The sequence below is a fragment of the Shewanella marisflavi genome, from assembly GCF_023283925.1.
GTDB classification, from domain to species: Bacteria; Pseudomonadota; Gammaproteobacteria; order Enterobacterales; family Shewanellaceae; genus Shewanella; species Shewanella marisflavi.
In genome coordinates, this window is the sequence record NZ_JAKIKX010000008.1 from 131,890 (window position 1) to 150,440 (window position 18,551).

At 52.7% G+C, this 18,551-nt stretch carries 23 protein-coding genes, 1 pseudogene and 1 riboswitch; of the genes and pseudogenes, 22 read left to right on the forward strand and 2 right to left on the reverse strand.

Annotated features, from left to right (window positions below):
* Positions 1 to 59: 59 nt before the first annotated feature.
* The 7 genes and pseudogenes from L2712_RS15310 (at position 60) to L2712_RS15340 (ending at position 4,388) form a co-directional block, all read left to right on the forward strand.
* Complete coding sequence (locus L2712_RS15310) at positions 60 to 683, forward strand: HD domain-containing protein (RefSeq protein WP_248978281.1); 624 nt, start codon at positions 60 to 62, stop codon at positions 681 to 683.
* 101 nt (positions 684 to 784) lie between these two features.
* Positions 785 to 1,066 carry a putative quinol monooxygenase gene (locus tag L2712_RS15315; protein WP_088903504.1) on the forward strand — a complete coding sequence of 94 codons (282 nt, stop codon included), beginning with the start codon at positions 785 to 787 and terminating at the stop codon, positions 1,064 to 1,066.
* 20 nt (positions 1,067 to 1,086) lie between these two features.
* Positions 1,087 to 1,611: pseudogene (locus L2712_RS15320) on the forward strand (GNAT family N-acetyltransferase); the annotation flags it as partial.
* 51 nt (positions 1,612 to 1,662) lie between these two features.
* The gene (locus L2712_RS15325) at positions 1,663 to 2,040 is read left to right on the forward strand and encodes a GNAT family N-acetyltransferase (RefSeq protein WP_346347571.1); all 378 of its coding nucleotides are present in this window, start codon (positions 1,663 to 1,665) and stop codon (positions 2,038 to 2,040) included.
* Between the two features lie 134 nt (positions 2,041 to 2,174).
* A complete protein-coding gene (locus L2712_RS15330) occupies positions 2,175 to 3,023 on the forward strand; it encodes a PfkB family carbohydrate kinase (RefSeq protein ID WP_248978282.1) in 849 nt (282 codons plus the stop codon).
* Between the two features lie 271 nt (positions 3,024 to 3,294).
* Entirely contained in the window at positions 3,295 to 3,987 is a 693-nt protein-coding gene (locus tag L2712_RS15335; RefSeq protein ID WP_248978283.1) for an MOSC domain-containing protein, read from the forward strand.
* 80 nt (positions 3,988 to 4,067) lie between these two features.
* Positions 4,068 to 4,388, forward strand: a complete 321-nt coding sequence (locus L2712_RS15340; protein WP_033538982.1) for a DUF4870 domain-containing protein — start codon at positions 4,068 to 4,070, stop codon at positions 4,386 to 4,388.
* 56 nt (positions 4,389 to 4,444) lie between these two features.
* On the opposite strand, the gene L2712_RS15345 is transcribed toward L2712_RS15340, so the two are convergent.
* The gene (locus tag L2712_RS15345) at positions 4,445 to 6,361 is read right to left on the reverse strand and encodes a methyl-accepting chemotaxis protein (RefSeq protein ID WP_088903507.1); all 1,917 of its coding nucleotides are present in this window, start codon (positions 6,359 to 6,361) and stop codon (positions 4,445 to 4,447) included.
* A gap of 249 nt (positions 6,362 to 6,610) precedes the next feature.
* Positions 6,611 to 8,260, reverse strand: a complete 1,650-nt coding sequence (locus L2712_RS15350) for an electron transfer flavoprotein-ubiquinone oxidoreductase (protein WP_248978284.1) — start codon at positions 8,258 to 8,260, stop codon at positions 6,611 to 6,613.
* Positions 8,261 to 8,487: 227 nt separating this feature from the next.
* Positions 8,488 to 8,622: riboswitch (molybdenum cofactor riboswitch) on the forward strand.
* On the opposite strand from L2712_RS15350, the gene moaA reads away from it, so the two are divergent.
* From moaA to L2712_RS15425, 15 genes are all read left to right on the forward strand, one after another.
* Complete coding sequence (gene moaA / locus L2712_RS15355; protein WP_248978285.1) at positions 8,610 to 9,590, forward strand: GTP 3',8-cyclase MoaA; 981 nt, start codon at positions 8,610 to 8,612, stop codon at positions 9,588 to 9,590. It overlaps the preceding riboswitch by 13 nt.
* Positions 9,591 to 9,703: 113 nt before the next feature.
* On the forward strand, positions 9,704 to 10,234 hold the full coding sequence (gene moaB / locus L2712_RS15360) for a molybdenum cofactor biosynthesis protein B (RefSeq protein WP_033538876.1): 531 nt from the start codon (positions 9,704 to 9,706) through the stop codon (positions 10,232 to 10,234).
* Positions 10,227 to 10,703 (forward strand): cyclic pyranopterin monophosphate synthase MoaC, encoded by a 477-nt coding sequence (moaC, locus tag L2712_RS15365; RefSeq protein WP_033538875.1) that lies wholly within the window; start codon positions 10,227 to 10,229, stop codon positions 10,701 to 10,703. Before moaB ends, moaC begins: the two co-directional genes overlap by 8 nt.
* A 38-nt stretch (positions 10,704 to 10,741) precedes the next feature.
* Positions 10,742 to 10,993, forward strand: coding sequence for a molybdopterin synthase sulfur carrier subunit (gene moaD / locus L2712_RS15370; RefSeq protein ID WP_248978286.1), 252 nt, complete (start codon positions 10,742 to 10,744; stop codon positions 10,991 to 10,993).
* A 2-nt stretch (positions 10,994 to 10,995) separates the two neighbouring features.
* The gene (gene moaE / locus L2712_RS15375; protein WP_033538873.1) at positions 10,996 to 11,463 is read left to right on the forward strand and encodes a molybdopterin synthase catalytic subunit MoaE; all 468 of its coding nucleotides are present in this window, start codon (positions 10,996 to 10,998) and stop codon (positions 11,461 to 11,463) included.
* A gap of 91 nt (positions 11,464 to 11,554) precedes the next feature.
* Entirely contained in the window at positions 11,555 to 12,292 is a 738-nt protein-coding gene (modA, locus tag L2712_RS15380) for a molybdate ABC transporter substrate-binding protein (protein WP_248978323.1), read from the forward strand.
* Positions 12,292 to 12,972, forward strand: coding sequence for a molybdate ABC transporter permease subunit (gene modB, locus L2712_RS15385; protein ID WP_033538871.1), 681 nt, complete (start codon positions 12,292 to 12,294; stop codon positions 12,970 to 12,972). Before modA ends, modB begins: the two co-directional genes overlap by 1 nt.
* Positions 12,953 to 14,062 carry an ABC transporter ATP-binding protein gene (locus L2712_RS15390; protein ID WP_248978287.1) on the forward strand — a complete coding sequence of 370 codons (1,110 nt, stop codon included), beginning with the start codon at positions 12,953 to 12,955 and terminating at the stop codon, positions 14,060 to 14,062. Before modB ends, L2712_RS15390 begins: the two co-directional genes overlap by 20 nt.
* A 102-nt stretch (positions 14,063 to 14,164) precedes the next feature.
* Complete coding sequence (locus L2712_RS15395) at positions 14,165 to 14,524, forward strand: YgiW/YdeI family stress tolerance OB fold protein (RefSeq protein WP_248978288.1); 360 nt, start codon at positions 14,165 to 14,167, stop codon at positions 14,522 to 14,524.
* Positions 14,525 to 14,672: 148 nt separating this feature from the next.
* Positions 14,673 to 15,209, forward strand: coding sequence for a PepSY domain-containing protein (locus L2712_RS15400; protein WP_248978289.1), 537 nt, complete (start codon positions 14,673 to 14,675; stop codon positions 15,207 to 15,209).
* Positions 15,210 to 15,212: 3 nt separating this feature from the next.
* The gene (locus tag L2712_RS15405; protein ID WP_248978290.1) at positions 15,213 to 15,890 is read left to right on the forward strand and encodes a response regulator transcription factor; all 678 of its coding nucleotides are present in this window, start codon (positions 15,213 to 15,215) and stop codon (positions 15,888 to 15,890) included.
* Between the two features lie 49 nt (positions 15,891 to 15,939).
* A complete protein-coding gene (locus L2712_RS15410) occupies positions 15,940 to 17,199 on the forward strand; it encodes a sensor histidine kinase (protein WP_248978324.1) in 1,260 nt (419 codons plus the stop codon).
* A 10-nt stretch (positions 17,200 to 17,209) separates the two neighbouring features.
* Complete coding sequence (locus tag L2712_RS15415) at positions 17,210 to 17,884, forward strand: TIGR01621 family pseudouridine synthase (RefSeq protein WP_248978291.1); 675 nt, start codon at positions 17,210 to 17,212, stop codon at positions 17,882 to 17,884.
* A gap of 22 nt (positions 17,885 to 17,906) precedes the next feature.
* Positions 17,907 to 18,074: a YqaE/Pmp3 family membrane protein gene (locus tag L2712_RS15420; RefSeq protein WP_011863909.1), complete on the forward strand. Its 168-nt coding sequence runs from the start codon at positions 17,907 to 17,909 to the stop codon at positions 18,072 to 18,074.
* Positions 18,075 to 18,234: 160 nt separating this feature from the next.
* Entirely contained in the window at positions 18,235 to 18,390 is a 156-nt protein-coding gene (locus L2712_RS15425; protein ID WP_088903514.1) for a DUF2986 domain-containing protein, read from the forward strand.
* Positions 18,391 to 18,551 lie beyond the last annotated feature (161 nt).

Here is an 18,551-nt window from a genome sequence, read left to right on the forward strand (position 1 = left end):
GCCATTTGAGCTAAAGAGGCTGATCATAGATCAGCTTTTTTATTGCCGGAGCCTTACCAATGCAGGCCTTTGAACCCCTGTTTGCACAATTTCTACAAGGTATCACACCAAGCGATGCCGCCCATGACCTGCAGCATGTTGCCCGTGTGGTGAAAATGGCCAAGCGCCTGTGCGCAAGCGAATCTGCCTGCGCCGAAGTGGTGGTGCCAGCGGCTTGGTTGCATGACTGTGTGGCGTTGGCCAAAGACGATCCTCAGCGCCACCTCTGTTCTACTTTGGCTGCCGACAAGGCGATCGCGTTTCTCACCGAGGTTGGCTATCCAGAGCAGTATTTGGCGGCGATTCATCATGCCATTTTAGCCCACAGCTATAGTGCTGGTATCGCCCCCGAAACGCTGGAAGCCAAGATAGTGCAAGACGCCGACAGGCTAGATGCTCTGGGCGCCATTGGCGTGGTGCGTTGCCTGCAGGTGGGCACCTCTTTGGGACGAGCCCTGTATCATTCGCAAGATCCCTTCTGCCACTCCAGAGTGGTGGATGATAGCCGCTACACCTTAGATCACTTTAAGCAGAAGCTGTTTATCTTAGCCGATACCATGCAAACTGCGTCTGCTAAAGAGGAGGCGGAGCGCCGTACCAGAGTGATGCAAGACTTTCTCGCGCAGTTGGCCGAGGAGATCTAAATAAGCTTTTTAAGCTGTCAGTATGAATAGCCGCTAAGCTTTGCGACATCGTTGTGAATAGGGTAGTTTGGTGACTTCTTCATTGTGTACAGGGAAATCAGATGATAGTACGTATAGGTGAATTTCAGGCCGCCACAGGTCAGGCTGACGAATTAAAGGCCTTCCTCTTATCTTTAAGTGATTATATTTGCGCATCGCCCGGCTGCCTCAGTTACGAAGTCCTGTGTCCACTCGATGAAGTAGGGCGCTTCGTCGTGGTGGAGCGTTGGGCGTCTGCTGAGCAGCACCGCGCCTCGGTGCAGGCTTACCCCAGTGACAAGATGCAAGAGGCCATGGCGCTCTTCGCCGCACCGCCAAGCGGCAGCTATTACGCGCTGGCTTAGCTGAAGCGAAGGCAACTGAGATGATCTACTTTGAGACACAGCGGCTGCTCTGCCGCGCCTTTGAATTGGCCGATCTAAAGCTTTTTACCGCCTACCGCGCCGACCCCGAGGTGGCCCGCTATCAAAGCTGGCAAGATTACCAATATCAAGATGCGCTGACGCTCTTTGAGGGGCTGCAACAACCCCCCTTTGGCACGCAGGGCACCTGGATGCAGCTGGCTCTGGAATGTCGTCAAACTAAGAGTTTGCTGGGAGATCTGGCGCTGCATTTTATCGATGAGCAGCAGGCTGAGATAGGCTTTACCTTGGCGAGCGAGTATCAGGGTCAGGGCTTGGCGCGAGAGGCGGTGCAGGGATTATTGCTTTACCTGTTTGAGACCTTAGGGAAACACAGAGTCTCGGCTATCACAGATGTAGACAACCATGCCGCCTGGGGCCTGCTTGAGCGTGTTGGATTTCGCCGCGAGGCACACTATCGGGACAATATCTTCTTTAAGGGCAGTTGGGGCAGCGAGTATGGCTACGCCCTGCTAGCGAGTGAGTGGCGAGAAGTACAAGAGGCAGAGAGCATACAAGGTTTTCGCCTGATAAAGCGGGTGGCGCCATTGGATGATTTCCTGCATCTTCGGCAGATAACGGGGTTGACTCCGAGAAGCCGCAGCGCCGCAGAAAAGGGGCTGCCGCTTAGCCTGTTTGGCGTTCATATCTTAGATGGCGAAAAGGTGATTGCCATGGGCCGTGTGGTGGGTGATGGCGCGCTAAATTTCGAGCTGGTGGATATTGCGGTAGACCCTGAATATCAGGGGAGAGGCCTGGGAAGCACGATCATGGAGCACATCATGGCTTATCTAGACATCGAGGCGCCAAAGGGCGCCTACATTACCTTAATGGCTGATGTGCCAGCGCTTTATCTGAAATTTGGCTTTAAGTACTCGCGACCGGCGAGTGAAGGCATGTATCTGCTGCAGCCTTAATTAGTTGAGCTGGCCTTCAGGCCTTGATATAAATGAAGCTTGGCAGGCCCCGTTTATTTAGCATGTGGGCCTAAAACCTCATTCTTGTTTAGGCGATCTTATCTTCTGCTGATCCGCTATTACCCGGAGCATTCATGGCCAATATCTTGCTGGTTGCCAATCTTAATTGCGATCGTATCCTCAGGCTGAATAAGCCGTTAAAGATGGGAGGGCGCTTTCATTATCAAGATGGCGGACAGCGCCTTGGTGGCGGCGGCGCCAATACCGGTATTGGTCTGGTGTGGGCCGGACATGATGTGGCTTTAGTGAGTCAGGTGGGCCGCGATGAGATTGGTGATTGGCTGCTGGCTGAGGCGAGCACTCTGGGCATAGATTGTCGTCTGATGCAGCGTTATCAGCAACATACCTGTGAGATGTTGTTGGTGATGACCCCTGATGGTGAACGTACCATCATACGTCCCGAACGCCCCAAGTTTGAATTGGCGGCGCCACCAAACTGGCACAATTGGGATGCCTTCTATATTAACTCATCGGCTGAAGGCGCGGTGAGTTGGGCCAAGACCGCCTTACCCCACAGTCTGGTGGTGGCGCAGCTGGCCAAAGATGATCGCGCCCGGCCCTGCCATGTGTTGATCGCCTCGCGTGCCGATATGCAGGGGCGCAGTGAGCTATCGCCTTGGAAGTATGGTCTCTCTATTGCTGGTGACAGTTTGCAGGCCTTTATCGTGACCGATGGCGCCTCTGGTGCCGTGCTTTATCAGGCTGACGGTGAGACTCGAGTGGCAGCCGAACCTGCCGATGTAGTGGATACTACGGGGGCGGGGGATGCCTATGCGGCTGGTTTAATTCACGGCCTGGTTCGAGGAGATGATTATACGCTGGCGATGGCAGAAGGCGCCCGTTGGGCGGCGTTTGCGGTGGCGACAGAGAGCTCGATACCGGGAGAACAGTTAAAAGACTACCTGGAACACGCGACTCACTAAGCTGCAGAGATTTGTCATCATAATGTCATTATCTCGGGCTAGAGTAGCTGCATTGGTCGCAAGCAGTTCCCTGACCTTGTTTTGTGTAGCTTCTTTTTTAACATAGCGTGTTTTTCTGTTCTCTCGCCCCATCTTCTGGGGCTTTTTTTTGTCTGTAACATAATCTTCTAGTCTGACGAAGTCAGAAATGCCATGATAATGTCTCGCTCGCTGAGGGTGGGGGGCTTGAATCTGTGAGGTACTAGGTCGGTCATTAGGGAGTGTTGTCGAGATGAGTGTGTTGGTGAATAAGATTTCGGGTCTGTACCGTGGTGATCAGGCCAAAGTCCATGCTGGGGTGAACAGCATGATCGATGCCAAGCAGTCATGTTCCCGCTTAGTGGTGGGTGAAATGAGTGTGCAAGGTGATGGTCAAGCCGATCTTAAACATCACGGCGGCGCCGACAGAGTGCTACACCATTTTCCTCGTGAACATTATGGTCAGTATCGTCGCTGGGACATGATGCAGGGATTTAAAGATGTGCCCGCTATGGGTGAGAACATCAGCACCGTTGGGCTGGATGAGACCCAGGTGAATATCGGCGACATCATTGGGATTGGCGACGTTGAATTGCAGGTGACTCAGCCGCGTTCCCCCTGCTTTAAGCTGAATCACCAATTTGGTCATCCCGAATTTGCCCTGGCCATGCAGACCTCAGGCTTGTGTGGCTGGTTTTATCGCGTGTTAACACCGGGCGAGATAGGGCTAGGCGATAGCATTCGTCTGCTGGAGCGCCGCAGTGATATGAGCCTGCGTCAGGCGATGAGCATCTATTTCGCCACCGAGTTTGACGCTAAGGCCTATGATAGACTGGCCAGCACTGAGGGCTTGGCGCTTTCTTGGGTTAACAGCTTGCAGCGCCGTCTGGAAAGTCAGAAGATAGAAGCGTGGGAGATGCGCTTATTTGGACCTAAGGGTCAGTAATTGTGTAGTCATTGATTATGAATCATCAAGGAGAGTCATTCGTGTCAGAATTTGAAACCTTATCCCGTGACGATAAAAACATGGGGGTCGCGGTACATTTAGCCAGCTTTTCTGGTTATCTCATTCCCTTTGGATCTATCTTGGGGCCACTGATTGTCTGGTTGATGAAGCGTGAGGAGATCGCCTTTGTCGACACCTGTGGCCGCAACTGCCTGAACTTTAAGATAAGCGTCATGGTGTATGCGGTGATCAGTATGATCCTTATGTTTGTCGGTATCGGTTTTATCTTACTGGGTATCTTGGCCGTGTTCGATATCGTCGTCACCATCATTGCCGCCATGAAGGCTAGCGAAGGGATTAGCTACCAGTATCCGTTGACGATTAAGTTTCTTAAGCCCTAATCACTAAGCACAAAATAAAAAGCCCGCAATCGCGGGCTTTTTTGATGGGGCCATAGCTATACCTTGAAGCCAGCGACCAGGGTGTCGAGGCGATGGGCCAGCTGATTGAGCGACTGACTGGCCTGAGCCACCGCTTGCGAGGTCTCGCTGGTACGCTGGGTGATCTCGCTGATCTCTGTGACATTGCGATTGATATCTTCCACTACGGTGGATTGCTCTTCGGTGGCAGCCGCGACCTGAATATTCATGTCCGTAATGGCGCCAATCTGCTGGCTGATCTCCGTCAGCGCATGGCTGGCCTCATCGACCGCCTGTACACCTTCCTGGCTACGGCTCTTGCTCTGGGTCATGGCTTCGACGGCGCGAGCCGCCTCACTTTGCAGGTTGTCGATCATCTTCTGCACCTCATCGGTCGATGCGGCGGTGCGAGAGGCGAGATTACGTACTTCTTCGGCGACCACGGCGAAGCCTCGGCCTGCCTCACCTGCTCGGGCGGCTTCGATGGCGGCATTGAGCGCCAGCAGGTTGGTTTGATCTGATACGGCGCGGATCACATCCAAGATGCTGCCTATCGAGGTGGTGTGGGTAGCCAGAGACTCAATCACATTGCCCACCTGCTCCACATCCAGAGAGAGTTGGTTGATGGTGTCACGTGCTCGGGTGACCACGACTTGGCCGCTGTTGGAGGCGTTGTCGGCATCTTTAGCATTGTCGGCGGCCTGGGCGGCGTTGCCGGCGATCTCATGCACTGTGGCGCCCATCTCATTGATGGCGGTGACTACCATCATGGTCTGATCTTTCTGCAGCTGGCTGTCATCCTGGGTTTGCTGCGCCTGATGGGCAACATCTTTGGCCGCATGACTCAGCTGCACACTGGTGTCGGTCACCTCTATGATGGAGTGCTGGATCTTCTCGATAAAGCTGTTGAAGCCCTTGGCCAGTTGAGCCAGTTCATCGTTGCCCTCGACAGGCAGGCGTTGGCGCAGATCGCCTTCACCCTGACCTATGTCTTGTAGCATATCGGCGACCTTGGCGATCGGTTGGCTGACCGAGGCTGAGACTAAAGTGGAGAGGCCGATAAAGGCGGCGGCGATAAGCACTGTCCAGATAAGGATCTGATAGGCAGACTCTTCCAGTAGGGCAAATACTTCGGCCCTAGGCACTTGGGCGACCAGATACCAATCCATAGAAGGAATATAGCTGCTGGCAACCAACAGTGTTTCGCCGTTTAGTTCTGTCTGTGTTAGGCCAAAATCGCTACGGTTGAGTAGCTGCCGGGTCACGTCACCACCATAGAGCGAGGCTAGGCTGGCCTTGCCGATCTGGCTGGTGTCTGAATGCAGTTTCACATCGCCCTTGGCATCCACCAGGTAGACAAAGCCTGTGTCTTCAATCTTGAAAGATTTGAGTAGGCGCACCATGTCATCCAGTGATTTAGCCAGTCCCACTAGACCGCGATCATTGGGTTGCTGGTAGTTGATGAACAGCTTGACTTCACCATTGGCCTCGGTAAATACGTTGAGCATGCGCTCTGTGCCGCTATCTTTATAGTTGAAGAACCAGCCATCCTGATCCGGGGTGAGAATTCGCAGGAAACCGTCCTGAGTGTAGTAGGCGGCGGTTTGCCTGTCGGCATAGGAGGCTTGTACCAGCTGGTATTGATTCTGAATGTCTTTGAGTTGGGCGATCACCAGAGATTCGGTCTCGGCCGGGCGACCATCGACCAGCCACTGCTTGAGCATCTTGCTACTGGCCAGCTGCTCGGCGGCATTCATCAAGGTGGCGATATCCATCTCGACCTTGTTGCGTATCGCTTGCAAGGTGTTAGGCAGCTCTGAGCTGAGCATGCGCTGCTCGACAACTTCCTTGGCGCTGCGCTGACTTAAGACGCCGACCAGTACCGTGGATAGCAAAACGGCAACGGTAACCGTGAGTAAGATCTTCTGCTTTATGGTGAGCATGTTTAGTTTCATCGTTTATGACTCGCATCTACTCTGTCCGAGTGTTATCGGAGTTGTGAATACTTGATTTAAGGTTAGTCGCTGTTTACTAAACACGCTAAACCATTGAACTTTTTAGGTAGGGTTCCATTTGGATTCAAATGGTACGTTTTGAAAACGCTTGTAGGTATGGCGCCATTATGGTTGCGAAGAATGTTAATCGCAAGTAAAAACGCGCCCTAAGGCGCGTTTACATTCTGTACGTTTATCGTGCTAGCCGGCTTACATATTCGGGTAGTTAGGTCCGCCGCCGCCCTCAGGAGTCACCCAGGTGATGTTCTGGCTTGGGTCTTTGATGTCACAGGTCTTGCAGTGAATGCAGTTTTGTCCGTTGATGACAAACTTCTTCTCGCCAGCTTCTTCCACTATCTCATATACCCCCGCTGGGCAGTAACGCTGGGCAGGTTCGTCAAACTTGACCAGATTCACCTCGATAGGGATCCGCTCATCTTTGAGACGCAGATGACACAGCTGATCTTCCTCATGGTAGGTGTTCGACAGGTAAACAGAAGAGAGCTTGTCGAAGCTGAGCTTACCGTCTGGCTTAGGGTAGTCAATCTTACTGTAGGCACTGACGTCGGCCATCTGGGCGTAGTCGGCTTTTTCGTCCCGCAGGGTGATAGGGAACTTGCCGCCAAACCAGTTTTGATCGATATAGTTGAAGGCGCCCCCCAGGTAGGCTCCAAACTTGTGCATCGCTGGGCCAAAGTTGCGTGAACTATAGAGTTCTTGCTGTAGCCAGCTCTGCTCAAACTTTTCTTGGTAGCAGTCGAGATCTTTGCCACCTTCCACACCGGCATGCAAGGCATGACAGATGGTTTCGGCCGCGATCATGCCACTCTTCATTGCTGTATGGGTGCCCTTGATCTTGGCGAAGTTCAGGGTACCGGCATCACAGCCGATGATGAGGCCGCCAGGGAAGCTCATCTTAGGCAGAGAGTTGAGTCCGCCTTTAGTGATGGCGCGGGCGCCATAGCTGATGCGCTCACCACCCTTGAGGTACTGGCTGATCACTGGATGTGTTTTGTAACGCTGGAACTCATCGAACGGGCTCAGGTGCGGATTCTGATAGTTGAGATCTATGATAAGACCTACGGCTACTTGGTTGTCTTCCATATGATAGAGGAAGCCGCCACCTGAAGCGCCGTCGGTCAGTGGCCAGCCGCCAGTGTGAACCACTTTGCCTTGTTCATGTTGCTCGCTGGGGACCTTCCAGATCTCCTTGAACCCCAGGCCGTAGTGCTGCGGCGTCTTGCCGTTGTCCAGGTGGAATTTTTCAATCAGCTGCTTGCCCAGGTGGCCACGGCAGCCTTCGCTAAATACTGTGTACTTGGCATGCAGCTCCATGCCGGGTTCATAGCTGTCCTTTGGCTCGCCATCGGCGCCTATGCCCATGTCGCCTATGATAATACCTTTGACGCTGCCATCTTCATTGAACAACAGCTCGCTGGCGGGGAAGCCAGGAAAGATCTCGACGCCAAGCGCTTCGGCGCGTTCTGCTAACCAGCGAGCCAGGTTACCGACACTGATGATATAGTTGCCATCGTTGTGCATCGTCTTAGGGATAAAGGCATTGGGCATGGCGCGTGATGCCGAGTCTGAGCTGAGCATATGGAGCTCATCATGGGTGACGGCCGTATGCAGCGGCGCGTCCAGTTCTTTCCAATCGCCGAACAGTTCTTCGAGCACCTTAGGTTCGAACACGGCTCCCGAGAGTATGTGTGCGCCCACTTCTGAGCCCTTCTCGACCACACAGACACTTAGCTCTTGGCCTGAGTCTTGAGAGATTTGCATTAGTCGACATGCGGTAGCCAGACCGGCTGGGCCTGCACCAACGATTACGACGTCGAACTCCATCGATTCGCGTTCCATCACTTCACCTCTTTTTAGCTTTCCCCCGATTGAAACGGGTGTTTTATTCTTTGTATCCACCTTACCTTAAAATGGTGAAATGGCACAGAGTTTAAGCAGTCAGGATAGACTAATTGATAGTATTAATCTTCGTGAGCGGTGTCACATTATGTTAACGCTTGATTGATTTCAGACAAGAAATGGAAAGTTAGTGCTATAAAAATCGGTCTATATCAGCCTATAATTGATAAACGACGGTTCTCCGAGCTTTCTCTCCTACGTCCGCAGATAGGGAGAGTCAGCCGTGGCAATAATGCCACCGGGGTGAGGAAAGAAATTGACTCACCTCCCCTTACTTGGAAAGGTGATCATGTCTCAACTACAAGACAATTTTGGTCGAAGATTTCACTATTTACGGATGTCGGTTACCGATGTCTGTAACTTCAAATGCACTTACTGCCTCCCCGATGGTTATCGTCCCGATGGTAAGCCTAAGTTTTTAGATCTCAATGAGATCGAAAATCTGGTGGGCGCCTTTGCCGAGGTCGGTACCCAGAAGATCCGCATCACGGGCGGCGAGCCCACTCTGCGTAAAGATTTTACCGATATCGTGCGTATCGTGGCCGACAACGACAAGATCAAGACATTGGCAACCACTACTAACGGCTATCGTCTCGAGAAGCACGCCAAAGAGTGGTTCGATGCCGGTTTACGCCGTATCAATGTCTCGGTCGATAGCTTAGACCCACGCATGTTTTATCAGATCACCGGCGAAAATAAATTCGATGAGGTGATGCGCGGCGTCGATGCGGCCCTCGAGGCGGGCTTTGAGCGGGTGAAGATCAATGCCGTGCTGCTCAAGGGCTTAAACGATAAAGACCTGCCTCGCTTTCTGCACTGGATCAAGCACACTCCAATCGATCTGCGTTTCATCGAACTGATGGAAACCGGTCTGGGGCGTGAGTATTTCAAGGCTCATCACCTGGCGGGTGCCGACATTAAGTCGCAGCTGATTCAGGATGGCTGGCAGCTCGATCGGTCGGCTGTCGACGATGGACCTGCACAAAACTTTAGCCATGACGACTTCAAGGGTCGCATAGGCTTGATCATGCCCTATGAGAAGAACTTCTGCGCCAGCTGTAACCGCCTGCGTGTCTCGGCCAAAGGTAAGTTGCATCTTTGCCTCTTTACCGAGCACGGCGTTGACCTGCGGGATCTACTTCAGTCACATACTCAGCGAGACGAGTTGATCGAGCGTTTACATGGTCAGCTCAGGGCTAAGAAAGAGACCCACTTCCTCCACGATGGTATTACGGGTGTAACACAGCACCTGGCGTCTATCGGAGGCTAGTCGGGCTTGCGCTAGCGCAAGATATTCCGTTCGCTATCTGGGTATACTCTGCCCAGTATTCCTGTAGGCACATCAGTTTTTAGCAAAACAGATCAAGAGTGAAGAGAGACGTTATGGGTCATTGTACGAGAACTCAATTTGAACCGCTCAACATAGCAGTATTAACCCTATCCGACAGTCGAGACTTAAGCCAAGATACCTCGGGACAATTTTTACAAGAGGCCTTACTGGAGGCTGGACACAAGCTGGCTGAACGTCGATTGATTAAAGATGACAAGTATCAGATACGTTCGGTATTGTCTCAGTGGATCGCATCAGGTGATGTACAGGTGATCATCACCACCGGCGGCACAGGCTTTACCGAGCGTGATAACACGCCAGAGGCCGTCAAGCCGCTGTTTGACCGCGAAATCGAAGGATTTGGCGAGCTGTTTCGTCATATCACTTATACCGAGCTAGGCACCTCAACGGTACAGTCCCGAGCCTTGGGTGGCTTTGCTAACAAGACTGCCATCTTCTGTCTGCCGGGTTCGACTGGCGCCTGCAAGACTGGCTGGAACAAAATTTTAAAAGAACAACTCGATGCCACTCACAGACCCTGTAACTTTGTGATGCACGTGAAGAAGGTAGCAATTGATGAGTAGTGAATTTACCCATATTAATGCCGATGGCAATGCCCATATGGTGGATGTCACCGAGAAGGCGGTTACTGAGCGCGAAGCCCGTGCCGAGGCCTTTATCGAGATGGCGCCTGAGACGCTTGAGATGATCATGAGCGGCAGCCACCATAAGGGGGATGTCTTTGCCACGGCCCGTATCGCGGGGATCCAGGCAGCGAAGAAGACCTCAGACTTGATTCCTTTGTGTCACCCCCTGATGCTGACCAAGGTCGAGGTGGATCTCGAAGCGCAGCCCGAGCATAACCGAGTGCGTATCACCAGCCTGTGCAAGCTGTCGGGTAAGACAGGTGTCGAGATGGAGGCGCTAACTGCAGCCTCGGTGGCGGCATTGACCATCTATGACATGTGCAAAGCGGTGCAGAAAGATATGGTGATCTCTCAGACTCGTCTGCTGGAAAAGCGTGGCGGTAAGTCGGGACATTTTAAGGTTTAAGTCAAGGTTTAGGCCTTGAACAGGTTAGAGGTAACGTAATGATTAATGTGCTATTTTTTGCTCAAGTGCGCGAGCTGTTAGGTGAAAGCACAATAAGTGTCGAGGCAAGTGAGCAGACCACCACCGCCGAAGGCTTACGAGCCGTATTGGCGGCCAAAGATGACAAGTGGGGCAAGGTATTAGCCTCCGATAAGCTGTTGGTGGCGGTCAATCAAACCATCAGTAGCTGGGATACTCAGGTTGAAGATGGCGACGAAGTCGCTTTCTTCCCCCCCGTCACCGGAGGTTAATTATGAGCCAAGCGATTGACAGAGTGCTGGTGCAGACTCAGGATTTTAGCGTTCCCGATGAATATGCCCGTATCGCCGCAGATGACAGTGACGGCGCCGTGGTGACCTTTGTGGGTAAGGTGCGCGACTTCAACGATGGCAGTGCGGTGACCGATCTGACGCTGGAACATTATCCAGGTATGACTGAAGCTGTGCTGAATCAAATTGCCGTCGAGGCTAGAGAGCGCTGGCCGCTGACCCATGTAACCATTATTCACCGAGTCGGTACCATGGCGTTGGGTGAGCAGATCGTCTTTATCGGCGTGACCAGTGCCCACCGCAAGGCAGCGTTTGCCGCCTGTGAATTTTTGATCGATTTTCTCAAGACCAAGGCGCCGTTCTGGAAGTTAGAAGCGGGCGATCAGGGTAAGAACTGGGTCGAAGCTAAGGACGCCGATGAACAGGCGGCCAAGATGTGGGACAAGCAGTAAGCCGTGGCTTAAGCTGCGACCATGGGGAAGGGCTGAAATGGATATGCTCAGAGGTTTAATCTTAGGTTGCCTTATCCTGTTGGGTGCGCCTATGGCTTGGGCGACCGAGGTGCCGGCTATTGCGGCGGCCGCCAACATTAAGTTTGCGCTGGATAAGATTGCCGCGGACTTTACCCAAGAGACGGGCAAAAGGGTACGTATCTCCTATGGTTCATCGGGTAACTTTGTGGCTCAGCTGCGCCACGGTGCACCGTTTGAGCTGTTTCTGTCGGCAGATGACAAGTATATCTACCAGCTTCACAAACTGGGCGTCACAGACAGCGATGGTGAGGTATACGCTATCGGTCGGTTAGCATTAGCGGCGCCCAAGCGCTCCCCCTTAGTGATTGATGCTGAACTTGCCGGGCTTAAGCAACTGCTGGAGCAAGGAAAACTAAAGCGATTTGCCATCGCCAACCCTGAACATGCCCCCTATGGTGAACGCGCCAAGGAGGTGTTGCAACGCTTAGGGCTGTGGCAGCCGCTGCAAGCGCATCTTATCTATGGCGAGAATGTGTCGCAGGCGGCGCAATTTGCCCTTAGTGGCTCTACCGATGGCGGTATTGTCGCCTTGTCGCTGGCGATGGCGCCCCAATTTCACGCCGCCAGTCATTATGTGGCGCTGCCGAGCGAATGGCACTCGCCGATGAATCAGCGCATGGTGCTTACTCCTAAGGCGGGAGAAACGGCCAAGGCTTTTTATGCTTATCTGAGTCAGCCAAAGGCGAGGGCGATATTCACCGAATTTGGCTTTGGCCTGCCCCTTGTCAGTGAAGGTGGAGACCAGTAATGGATTGGCAGGCGCTGCTGCTTTCGATCAAATTAAGCTGTGTTACCGTCTTGGTGCTGATCCCTTTTGCTATCTGGGCTGGACGTTTTCTCGCGTATCGCCAGTTTAGGGGCAAGTCTTGGGTGGAGGCATTGATCATGGTGCCTCTGGTATTGCCGCCGACAGTGATCGGCTACTATTTGCTGGTGGGGCTTGGTAGTCAGTCCTGGCTGGGGCAGACCCTAGAGGCCCTGTTGGGCCAGCAATTAGTGTTTCATTTCTCGGGGCTGGTCGTCGCCTCGGTATTGGTCAATATTCCCTTTGCCATCCAGCCAATTCAGCGCGCCTTCGAGTCTGTGCCCGAAGAGGTGCGTGATGCGGGCGCCTGTTGCGGCATGAGTCCGGCCAAAGTCTTGTTTAAGATAGAGCTGCCCTTAGTGTGGCCCGGAGTACTCACCGCGTTGGTGCTCTGTTTCTCCCATGTGCTCGGCGAGTTTGGTGTGGTCTTGATGATGGGCGGTAATATTGCCGGCGAGACCAAGACGATTGCCATCTCAATCTACGACAGTGTGCAGGCGTTCGATTTTGCCTCTGCCGGACAGATGTCGCTGCTGCTCCTGCTGTTTGCCATTACCGCGTTGGCGCTGACCACCAGTCTGTCCCGTCGATTAGGAGGGGTGAGTGTCTCAAGACGTCGCTGATCTGAGCTGTAAGATCTTTCAACAAGAGGGCATAGCCCTAGACGCCGAGTTTGTCTGCCGCGCCGGAGAGGTGTTGGCAGTTGTCGGCCCCTCGGGGGGCGGTAAATCGACCCTGATGCGAATGATTGCCGGATTGACCAAGCCTGAGTCGGGCGAGATACGCTATGGCGACGACATCTGGTTTAGCAGTGACGCAGGGCGCTACTTGACGCCCCAGCAGCGTCACTTGGGCTATGTGCCACAACATTTTGGTCTGTTTCCCAACATGACGGCGCTGGCGAATGTGGTTGCGGCGCTGGATCATATTCCCAAGGCTGAGCGGGTAGCCAGGGCTAAAGATTGGCTGGAGCGGGTGAACCTACATGGTCTGCCGGATCGTCTGCCGGCAAACCTTTCAGGCGGTCAGCGGCAAAGGGTTGCGCTGGCCCGGGCACTCGCAAGAGAGCCCAGAGTTTTGTTATTGGATGAACCCTTTTCGGCGGTCGATAGAGAAACTCGCGAGCGACTCTACCTGGAGCTGGCGAGGCTTAAGGAGCAGCTGGCGATCCCCGTGATCATGGTGACTCACGATTTGAATGAGGCGCTACTGTTAGCCGACCGTATGATACTGATTAGTCAGGGAACCTTACTGCAGCAAGGTCATCCCCGCGATGTGTTAAGTCGCCCGCGCAACGAGGCGGTTGCCAAGCAAATGGGCTTGAGAAACCTGTTCGATGCCCATGTGGTAGCTCAAGAGGCGGAGCGCGACATTACCTGGCTTAAATTTGGTGAACATCTGCTTGCCAGCAACTACTCTGAGCAGTTGGCTATCGGCGCTAAGGTGCGCTGGGTGATCCCCAATCAGGGGGTGCGCTTTAACTCCATCACCAAGGGGCGCCTGTGCCGCAGCTTTAACAAACTGGCCATCACCATAGAGTCCTGTCTCAGCATGGGAGAAACCATGCGTCTGGTTGCCAGTATCAAAGGGGTTAAACACCATCTCAATGCAGAGGTGCCGTTACATTTCGCCCAAAAGATGGGCTTGTCACCTGGGGTCGAGACAGAGGTGGCGCTCAAGTCAGATCTCATTCATATCCTGGAAAATGATTAAGCTGATGCACAGCTGAATACAATATGATCAAAGCTTAATATGGCTTCCATCTCCCCGATAATCGCCCTGGCTTATGCTAAGCGTCTAGAATCGAGGAGAAACATGATGCAGAAGAAACTGACAGGCACCCTTATTTTATCTGCGGTACTCACCTTACCGGCCTTTGCCGCCTCTAATAGCCTTAAAGCAACGGGTGTTATCCAGCAGGCTGCCGATGCCAAGACGGCCAAAGATGACACACAGGTCGAGCTAACAGGTAAATTAATCAAGAGCTTAGGGGGTGAAAAGTATCTGTTTCGCGATGCCAGCGGCGAAGTCGAAGTCGCGATAGATAATGCCCTTTGGCGTGATATTGAGATCACTAGCGACAACACCGTGACTCTCAGAGGAGAGGTGGATGATGAGTGGCGTGGACTGGAGATCGAGATCGACAGTATGGAGCTAGTGGGCCAAGCTGAATGATTGGGTGAAGGTGGCGATAAAGGCATCAAGCGAGATTGAGTTTAAACTAAATTTAATCATGAAAGCCGAAGGCCCCCTTGTCTATCCCATTGGTACTGGGATTCTTTGCGTGTAAGATACCGATATTGAAGAATTTAATGGAGGAGCCATGGCTCGTTGGTTAATCAGTTTAATGCTGTTGTCTGGAGTGGTTGGGACGAATGTCGCCCTGGCAAATCCGGCAGTGCTTGAGTTGCTTTCGGATAGCCAAAGCCTGACTCCGCAAAAGATGATCGAGCAGGCGGAAAAAACCTACCCTGGAGTGATCTCTGAATTTCAGATAGATGTGGAAAATGGCCAGCTGATCTATGAGCTCAGTATGATCAATACTAAAGAAGATGCCATTACCGAGTTTGAGTTTTGGGCAAAAGATGGCCGACTCATTCGTCAGAAGGTAGAAGGTTTAGAGGCCGACGATAAAGATGAACTCAAGGCGGTTAAGCTGCTCAAAGAGATGGATCAGAGCTTCTCTCAACTGCTCAAGTTGGCCATGGGTGGAAGCGGTGCGCATATTTTGGAAGCCCAGCTGGATCATGATCTGGGTATCAGCTATTTAGAACTCAAGCTTATCGACGCCAATGGCAAACATAGGATTGCCTTCGATATCGAAAATCAGCGGCCTTTGCCCCTGTTGAAGTGGGATTAACAGATGAAAATATTACTGGTAGAAGACGATGCGACCACCACAGATTATGTGGTCAAGGGATTTGCCGAGCAGGGACACAATATCGAAACCGCCAGCGATGGTCATCAAGGACTCTTGTTGGCTACCAGTATGCAATATGATTTGGTGATCTTAGATCGCATGTTGCCACAACTCGATGGCCTAAAACTGCTGGCCGCATTGCGAGCGACCTGCAATCAGACCCCAGTGTTGATCCTCTCGGCACTGAGCCATGTGGATGAGCGCGTGAAAGGGCTCAGGGCTGGCGGTGACGACTATATGACCAAACCTTTTGCCTTCTCTGAGCTCTTGGTGCGCGCCGAAAAATTGATGCAGCGGGGTAACTCGGCGCCGGCTCAGACAGAGCTTAAGGTCGGCGAGTTAGTGATGGAACTACTCACCCGTAAGGTGACTTTAGCGGGCAGTGAGATCATGCTGCAACCCAAAGAGTTTCAGCTACTTAAATATTTGATGGAACACCCTAATCAGGTGATCAGCCGCACCTTGTTGTTCGAGGCCGTGTGGGATTATCACTTCGACCCGCGTACCAATGTGATCGACGTGCATATCGCTAAGCTGAGACGTAAGTTTGAAGAGCTGGGCTTTGGCGAGTTAATTGAAACGGTTCGAGGGGCTGGCTATCGCCTCCGTCAAGGGCATTAGACCCTATCAGAGTAGTGCCTGGCGCATTACTATTATTTTCTCTGCTTTGGTGACCCTGATTATCGGCACCTTGTTGTTTGGCATGTATCGTCAGTTGATCAACGAGCAGGAGTTACAGACCAACCAACACCTTGCGGCGGAAAAGTTGCGTTATCAACAGATGGCGCTCACTTTGGACAGGCGTAGCTTTGCCACTCAGATCCGCGCCGCCGATCCTAAGACGGCGCTGGTGGTGTGGCGCAGCTCGCTAGATCTGGTCGGGGCCCTGAGTCTGATGCCAGATGATATGCCCTTGCTGCCAGAGACTCGGGATTTTCCCATTCTCACCAGTGGGCCGGATAAACTGCACATCTTAACCGGCGGCCTGGTGATCACCCGTTATGGCCCCGTGCTCATCGCGACCCGAACCGACCAACTGGCGACCCTGATCGAGCGCTTCGTCAATGCGGCAATTACTGCCCTGATGCTGACTATCGTGCTGACGCTCGCCTTGGGTTATCTGTTTTCCAAGGCGATCTTACGCCGTCTGGTACAGTACAACCGTTTAAGTAGGCGCATTGAGCGCGGCGAGTATTCCACCCGCCTGCCAGTAAGCTGGCGCCAGGATGAGTTTGACATGTTGGCGGGTAACTTTAACCAGGTGCTGGATACACTGGAGGCCAACTTGCATGCGGTGCGCGGCGCGACAGACAATATTGCCCACGATCTCAGAACCCCCTTATCGCATCTTAGAATAGGGCTTGAGCAGTTACCGCAAAAGCCAGCAGAGGAGCTAGATGAGGCCAGCGCGATTTTGATCGAGGAGCTGGATCACTGCCTGGCGACCTTCGACGCTATGCTGTCGCTCACTCGCATCGAGGAGGGGCAGCAAGATCTAGAATTGCAGCCTCTGAGCCTGAATGCTTTATGCCAGGATCTATTCGAGATGGCCGAGGCGATGGCCGAGTCCAATGGCCAGACCTTAAGTCTGTCGCTGGATGAGGATTACAGCGTGATGGGGGATAAGTATCTGCTGTTCCAAGCCTTGTTTAATCTGGTGGATAATGCCATTAAATATTCGGGTGAAGGCGCTAAGGTTGAGATCGTTCAGCGGGGGAATCGTATTTTGATCCGCGACAATGGTCCGGGTATCCCCGCGGAGGCCACTGAGAGGGTGTTCGATCGTCTGGTGCGTCTGGATCCAAGCCGCCACAACAAGGGTACAGGCCTTGGGCTCTCGCTGGTGAAGGCGATCTTGCAGCGTCATAACGCCCGCATTGAGCTGGCCGATAATCAGCCAGGCCTCCTGGTGACCATCAGTTTTTCATAGGGCAATTGCCATGTATAAGATTATTGCCGATGAGGCCGATTTCCTGGTGATCGACAAGGCGCCAGGTGTTCACTTTCATAGTCAGGATGGCCATGCCGGTGTGATGGCGCAGCTTGAGAACGATCTGGGAATTAAGCTCTATTCAGTGCATCGACTCGATACCATGACCTCGGGCTTGCTGCTGTTTGCCAAGTCTAGCGAAGCCGCGGCAGGTTTTACCCAGCTATTTAGCGAGCACAAGGTGCAGAAGTACTATGTGGCGCTGGCGAAAGGCAAGCCGAAGAAGAAGCAGGGGAGCATAGTGGGTGATATGGCCAAGTCGCGCCGTAGTATGTATAAACTGCTACGCAGTAAAGAGAATCCGGCGATCACTCAATTTTTCTCTCAATCTGTGGCCGATGGTTTGCGTCTCTATCTGCTCAAGCCGCTGAGTGGTAAGACGCATCAGCTCAGAGTGGCGCTGGCGAGTCTTGGGGTACCCATGCTTGGGGATCTGCTCTATGGCGGCGAAGTGGCCGACCGAGGTTATCTGCATGCCTTAGCGCTGGGGTTTCATTGGCAGGGGGCTGATTATCATTATGTTGAGATGCCAAGCCAGGGCGAAGTGTTTGCGCTCGATGGGGTAAAAAACCAGTTGCAAACATGGAGTAAGCCTGAGAAGTTAGACTGGCCAAAACGAAATTGAGTTAAATGAAGGAACTTAGGTTATGGATACCAATAAACTGCTGCTTGTGATTATCGCCATTTTGCTGCCGCCAGTGGCTGTATTTTTAAAGAGTGGTGTCGGTAAGGATCTACTGATCAACATCATTCTCTGCTTGCTGTTTTTTATCCCAGGCTTGTTACACGCCCTCTGGGTGGTTACTAAGTCTTAGGTCTTGTTTGCAGGCCACAAATAGAGCGCAGCCTGGCTGCGCTTTTTTGTGTCCGATTGCGGACATTTACCAGCTATTAGCGATAGCAATAAGCACTAAATTTGTACTGTTAACTTTCTGATAACCCACTGCGGCGGTGTTTTAGGCTATAATCGCCGCCATGAATAGAAAGAAAAAGATCAATCAAACACTTAAGGCCAAGGCGAAGAAAGCAAATGCTAAACTTCATCGCTCAGGTAAGCCTAAGTATATTGCTAAAGCCGAGCGAGAACGACTCGCTATGGCAGACGAACCACCCTCAGAATCTGTCTCTTAGACTAGAGACCTTCCGCTAGTTATTATCATTTTCCCATGCTGGGAGCCCATTGGCGGCTCATTTCTGGTTACTGTCTGATGACAGGCTACAATTGGAGATGTGTTGGCGATCGCTCTCCTGAGCTGGGTAATGGTTGGGCCTTTGTGATTAACCCGGCCTGA

Bases quoted from the DNA above. Each gene is read 5' to 3' on its own strand.
- L2712_RS15350 (WP_248978284.1), bottom strand. From the start codon at position 8,260: ATGGAACGCGAATCGATGGAGTTCGACGTCGTAATCGTTGGTGCAGGC.
- moaD (WP_248978286.1), top strand. From the start codon at position 10,742: ATGATTAATGTGCTATTTTTTGCTCAAGTGCGCGAGCTGTTAGGTGAA.
- L2712_RS15415 (WP_248978291.1), top strand. From the start codon at position 17,210: ATGTATAAGATTATTGCCGATGAGGCCGATTTCCTGGTGATCGACAAG.
- L2712_RS15395 (WP_248978288.1), top strand. From the start codon at position 14,165: ATGATGCAGAAGAAACTGACAGGCACCCTTATTTTATCTGCGGTACTC.
- L2712_RS15310 (WP_248978281.1), top strand. From the start codon at position 60: ATGCAGGCCTTTGAACCCCTGTTTGCACAATTTCTACAAGGTATCACA.
- L2712_RS15400 (WP_248978289.1), top strand. From the start codon at position 14,673: ATGGCTCGTTGGTTAATCAGTTTAATGCTGTTGTCTGGAGTGGTTGGG.
- L2712_RS15330 (WP_248978282.1), top strand. From the start codon at position 2,175: ATGGCCAATATCTTGCTGGTTGCCAATCTTAATTGCGATCGTATCCTC.
- moaE (WP_033538873.1), top strand. From the start codon at position 10,996: ATGAGCCAAGCGATTGACAGAGTGCTGGTGCAGACTCAGGATTTTAGC.
- L2712_RS15425 (WP_088903514.1), top strand. From the start codon at position 18,235: ATGAATAGAAAGAAAAAGATCAATCAAACACTTAAGGCCAAGGCGAAG.
- moaA (WP_248978285.1), top strand. From the start codon at position 8,610: ATGTCTCAACTACAAGACAATTTTGGTCGAAGATTTCACTATTTACGG.
- moaC (WP_033538875.1), top strand. From the start codon at position 10,227: ATGAGTAGTGAATTTACCCATATTAATGCCGATGGCAATGCCCATATG.
- modB (WP_033538871.1), top strand. From the start codon at position 12,292: ATGGATTGGCAGGCGCTGCTGCTTTCGATCAAATTAAGCTGTGTTACC.
- L2712_RS15315 (WP_088903504.1), top strand. From the start codon at position 785: ATGATAGTACGTATAGGTGAATTTCAGGCCGCCACAGGTCAGGCTGAC.
- L2712_RS15420 (WP_011863909.1), top strand. From the start codon at position 17,907: ATGGATACCAATAAACTGCTGCTTGTGATTATCGCCATTTTGCTGCCG.
- moaB (WP_033538876.1), top strand. From the start codon at position 9,704: ATGGGTCATTGTACGAGAACTCAATTTGAACCGCTCAACATAGCAGTA.
- L2712_RS15345 (WP_088903507.1), bottom strand. From the start codon at position 6,361: ATGAAACTAAACATGCTCACCATAAAGCAGAAGATCTTACTCACGGTT.
- L2712_RS15335 (WP_248978283.1), top strand. From the start codon at position 3,295: ATGAGTGTGTTGGTGAATAAGATTTCGGGTCTGTACCGTGGTGATCAG.
- modA (WP_248978323.1), top strand. From the start codon at position 11,555: ATGGCTTGGGCGACCGAGGTGCCGGCTATTGCGGCGGCCGCCAACATT.
- L2712_RS15405 (WP_248978290.1), top strand. From the start codon at position 15,213: ATGAAAATATTACTGGTAGAAGACGATGCGACCACCACAGATTATGTG.
- L2712_RS15340 (WP_033538982.1), top strand. From the start codon at position 4,068: ATGGGGGTCGCGGTACATTTAGCCAGCTTTTCTGGTTATCTCATTCCC.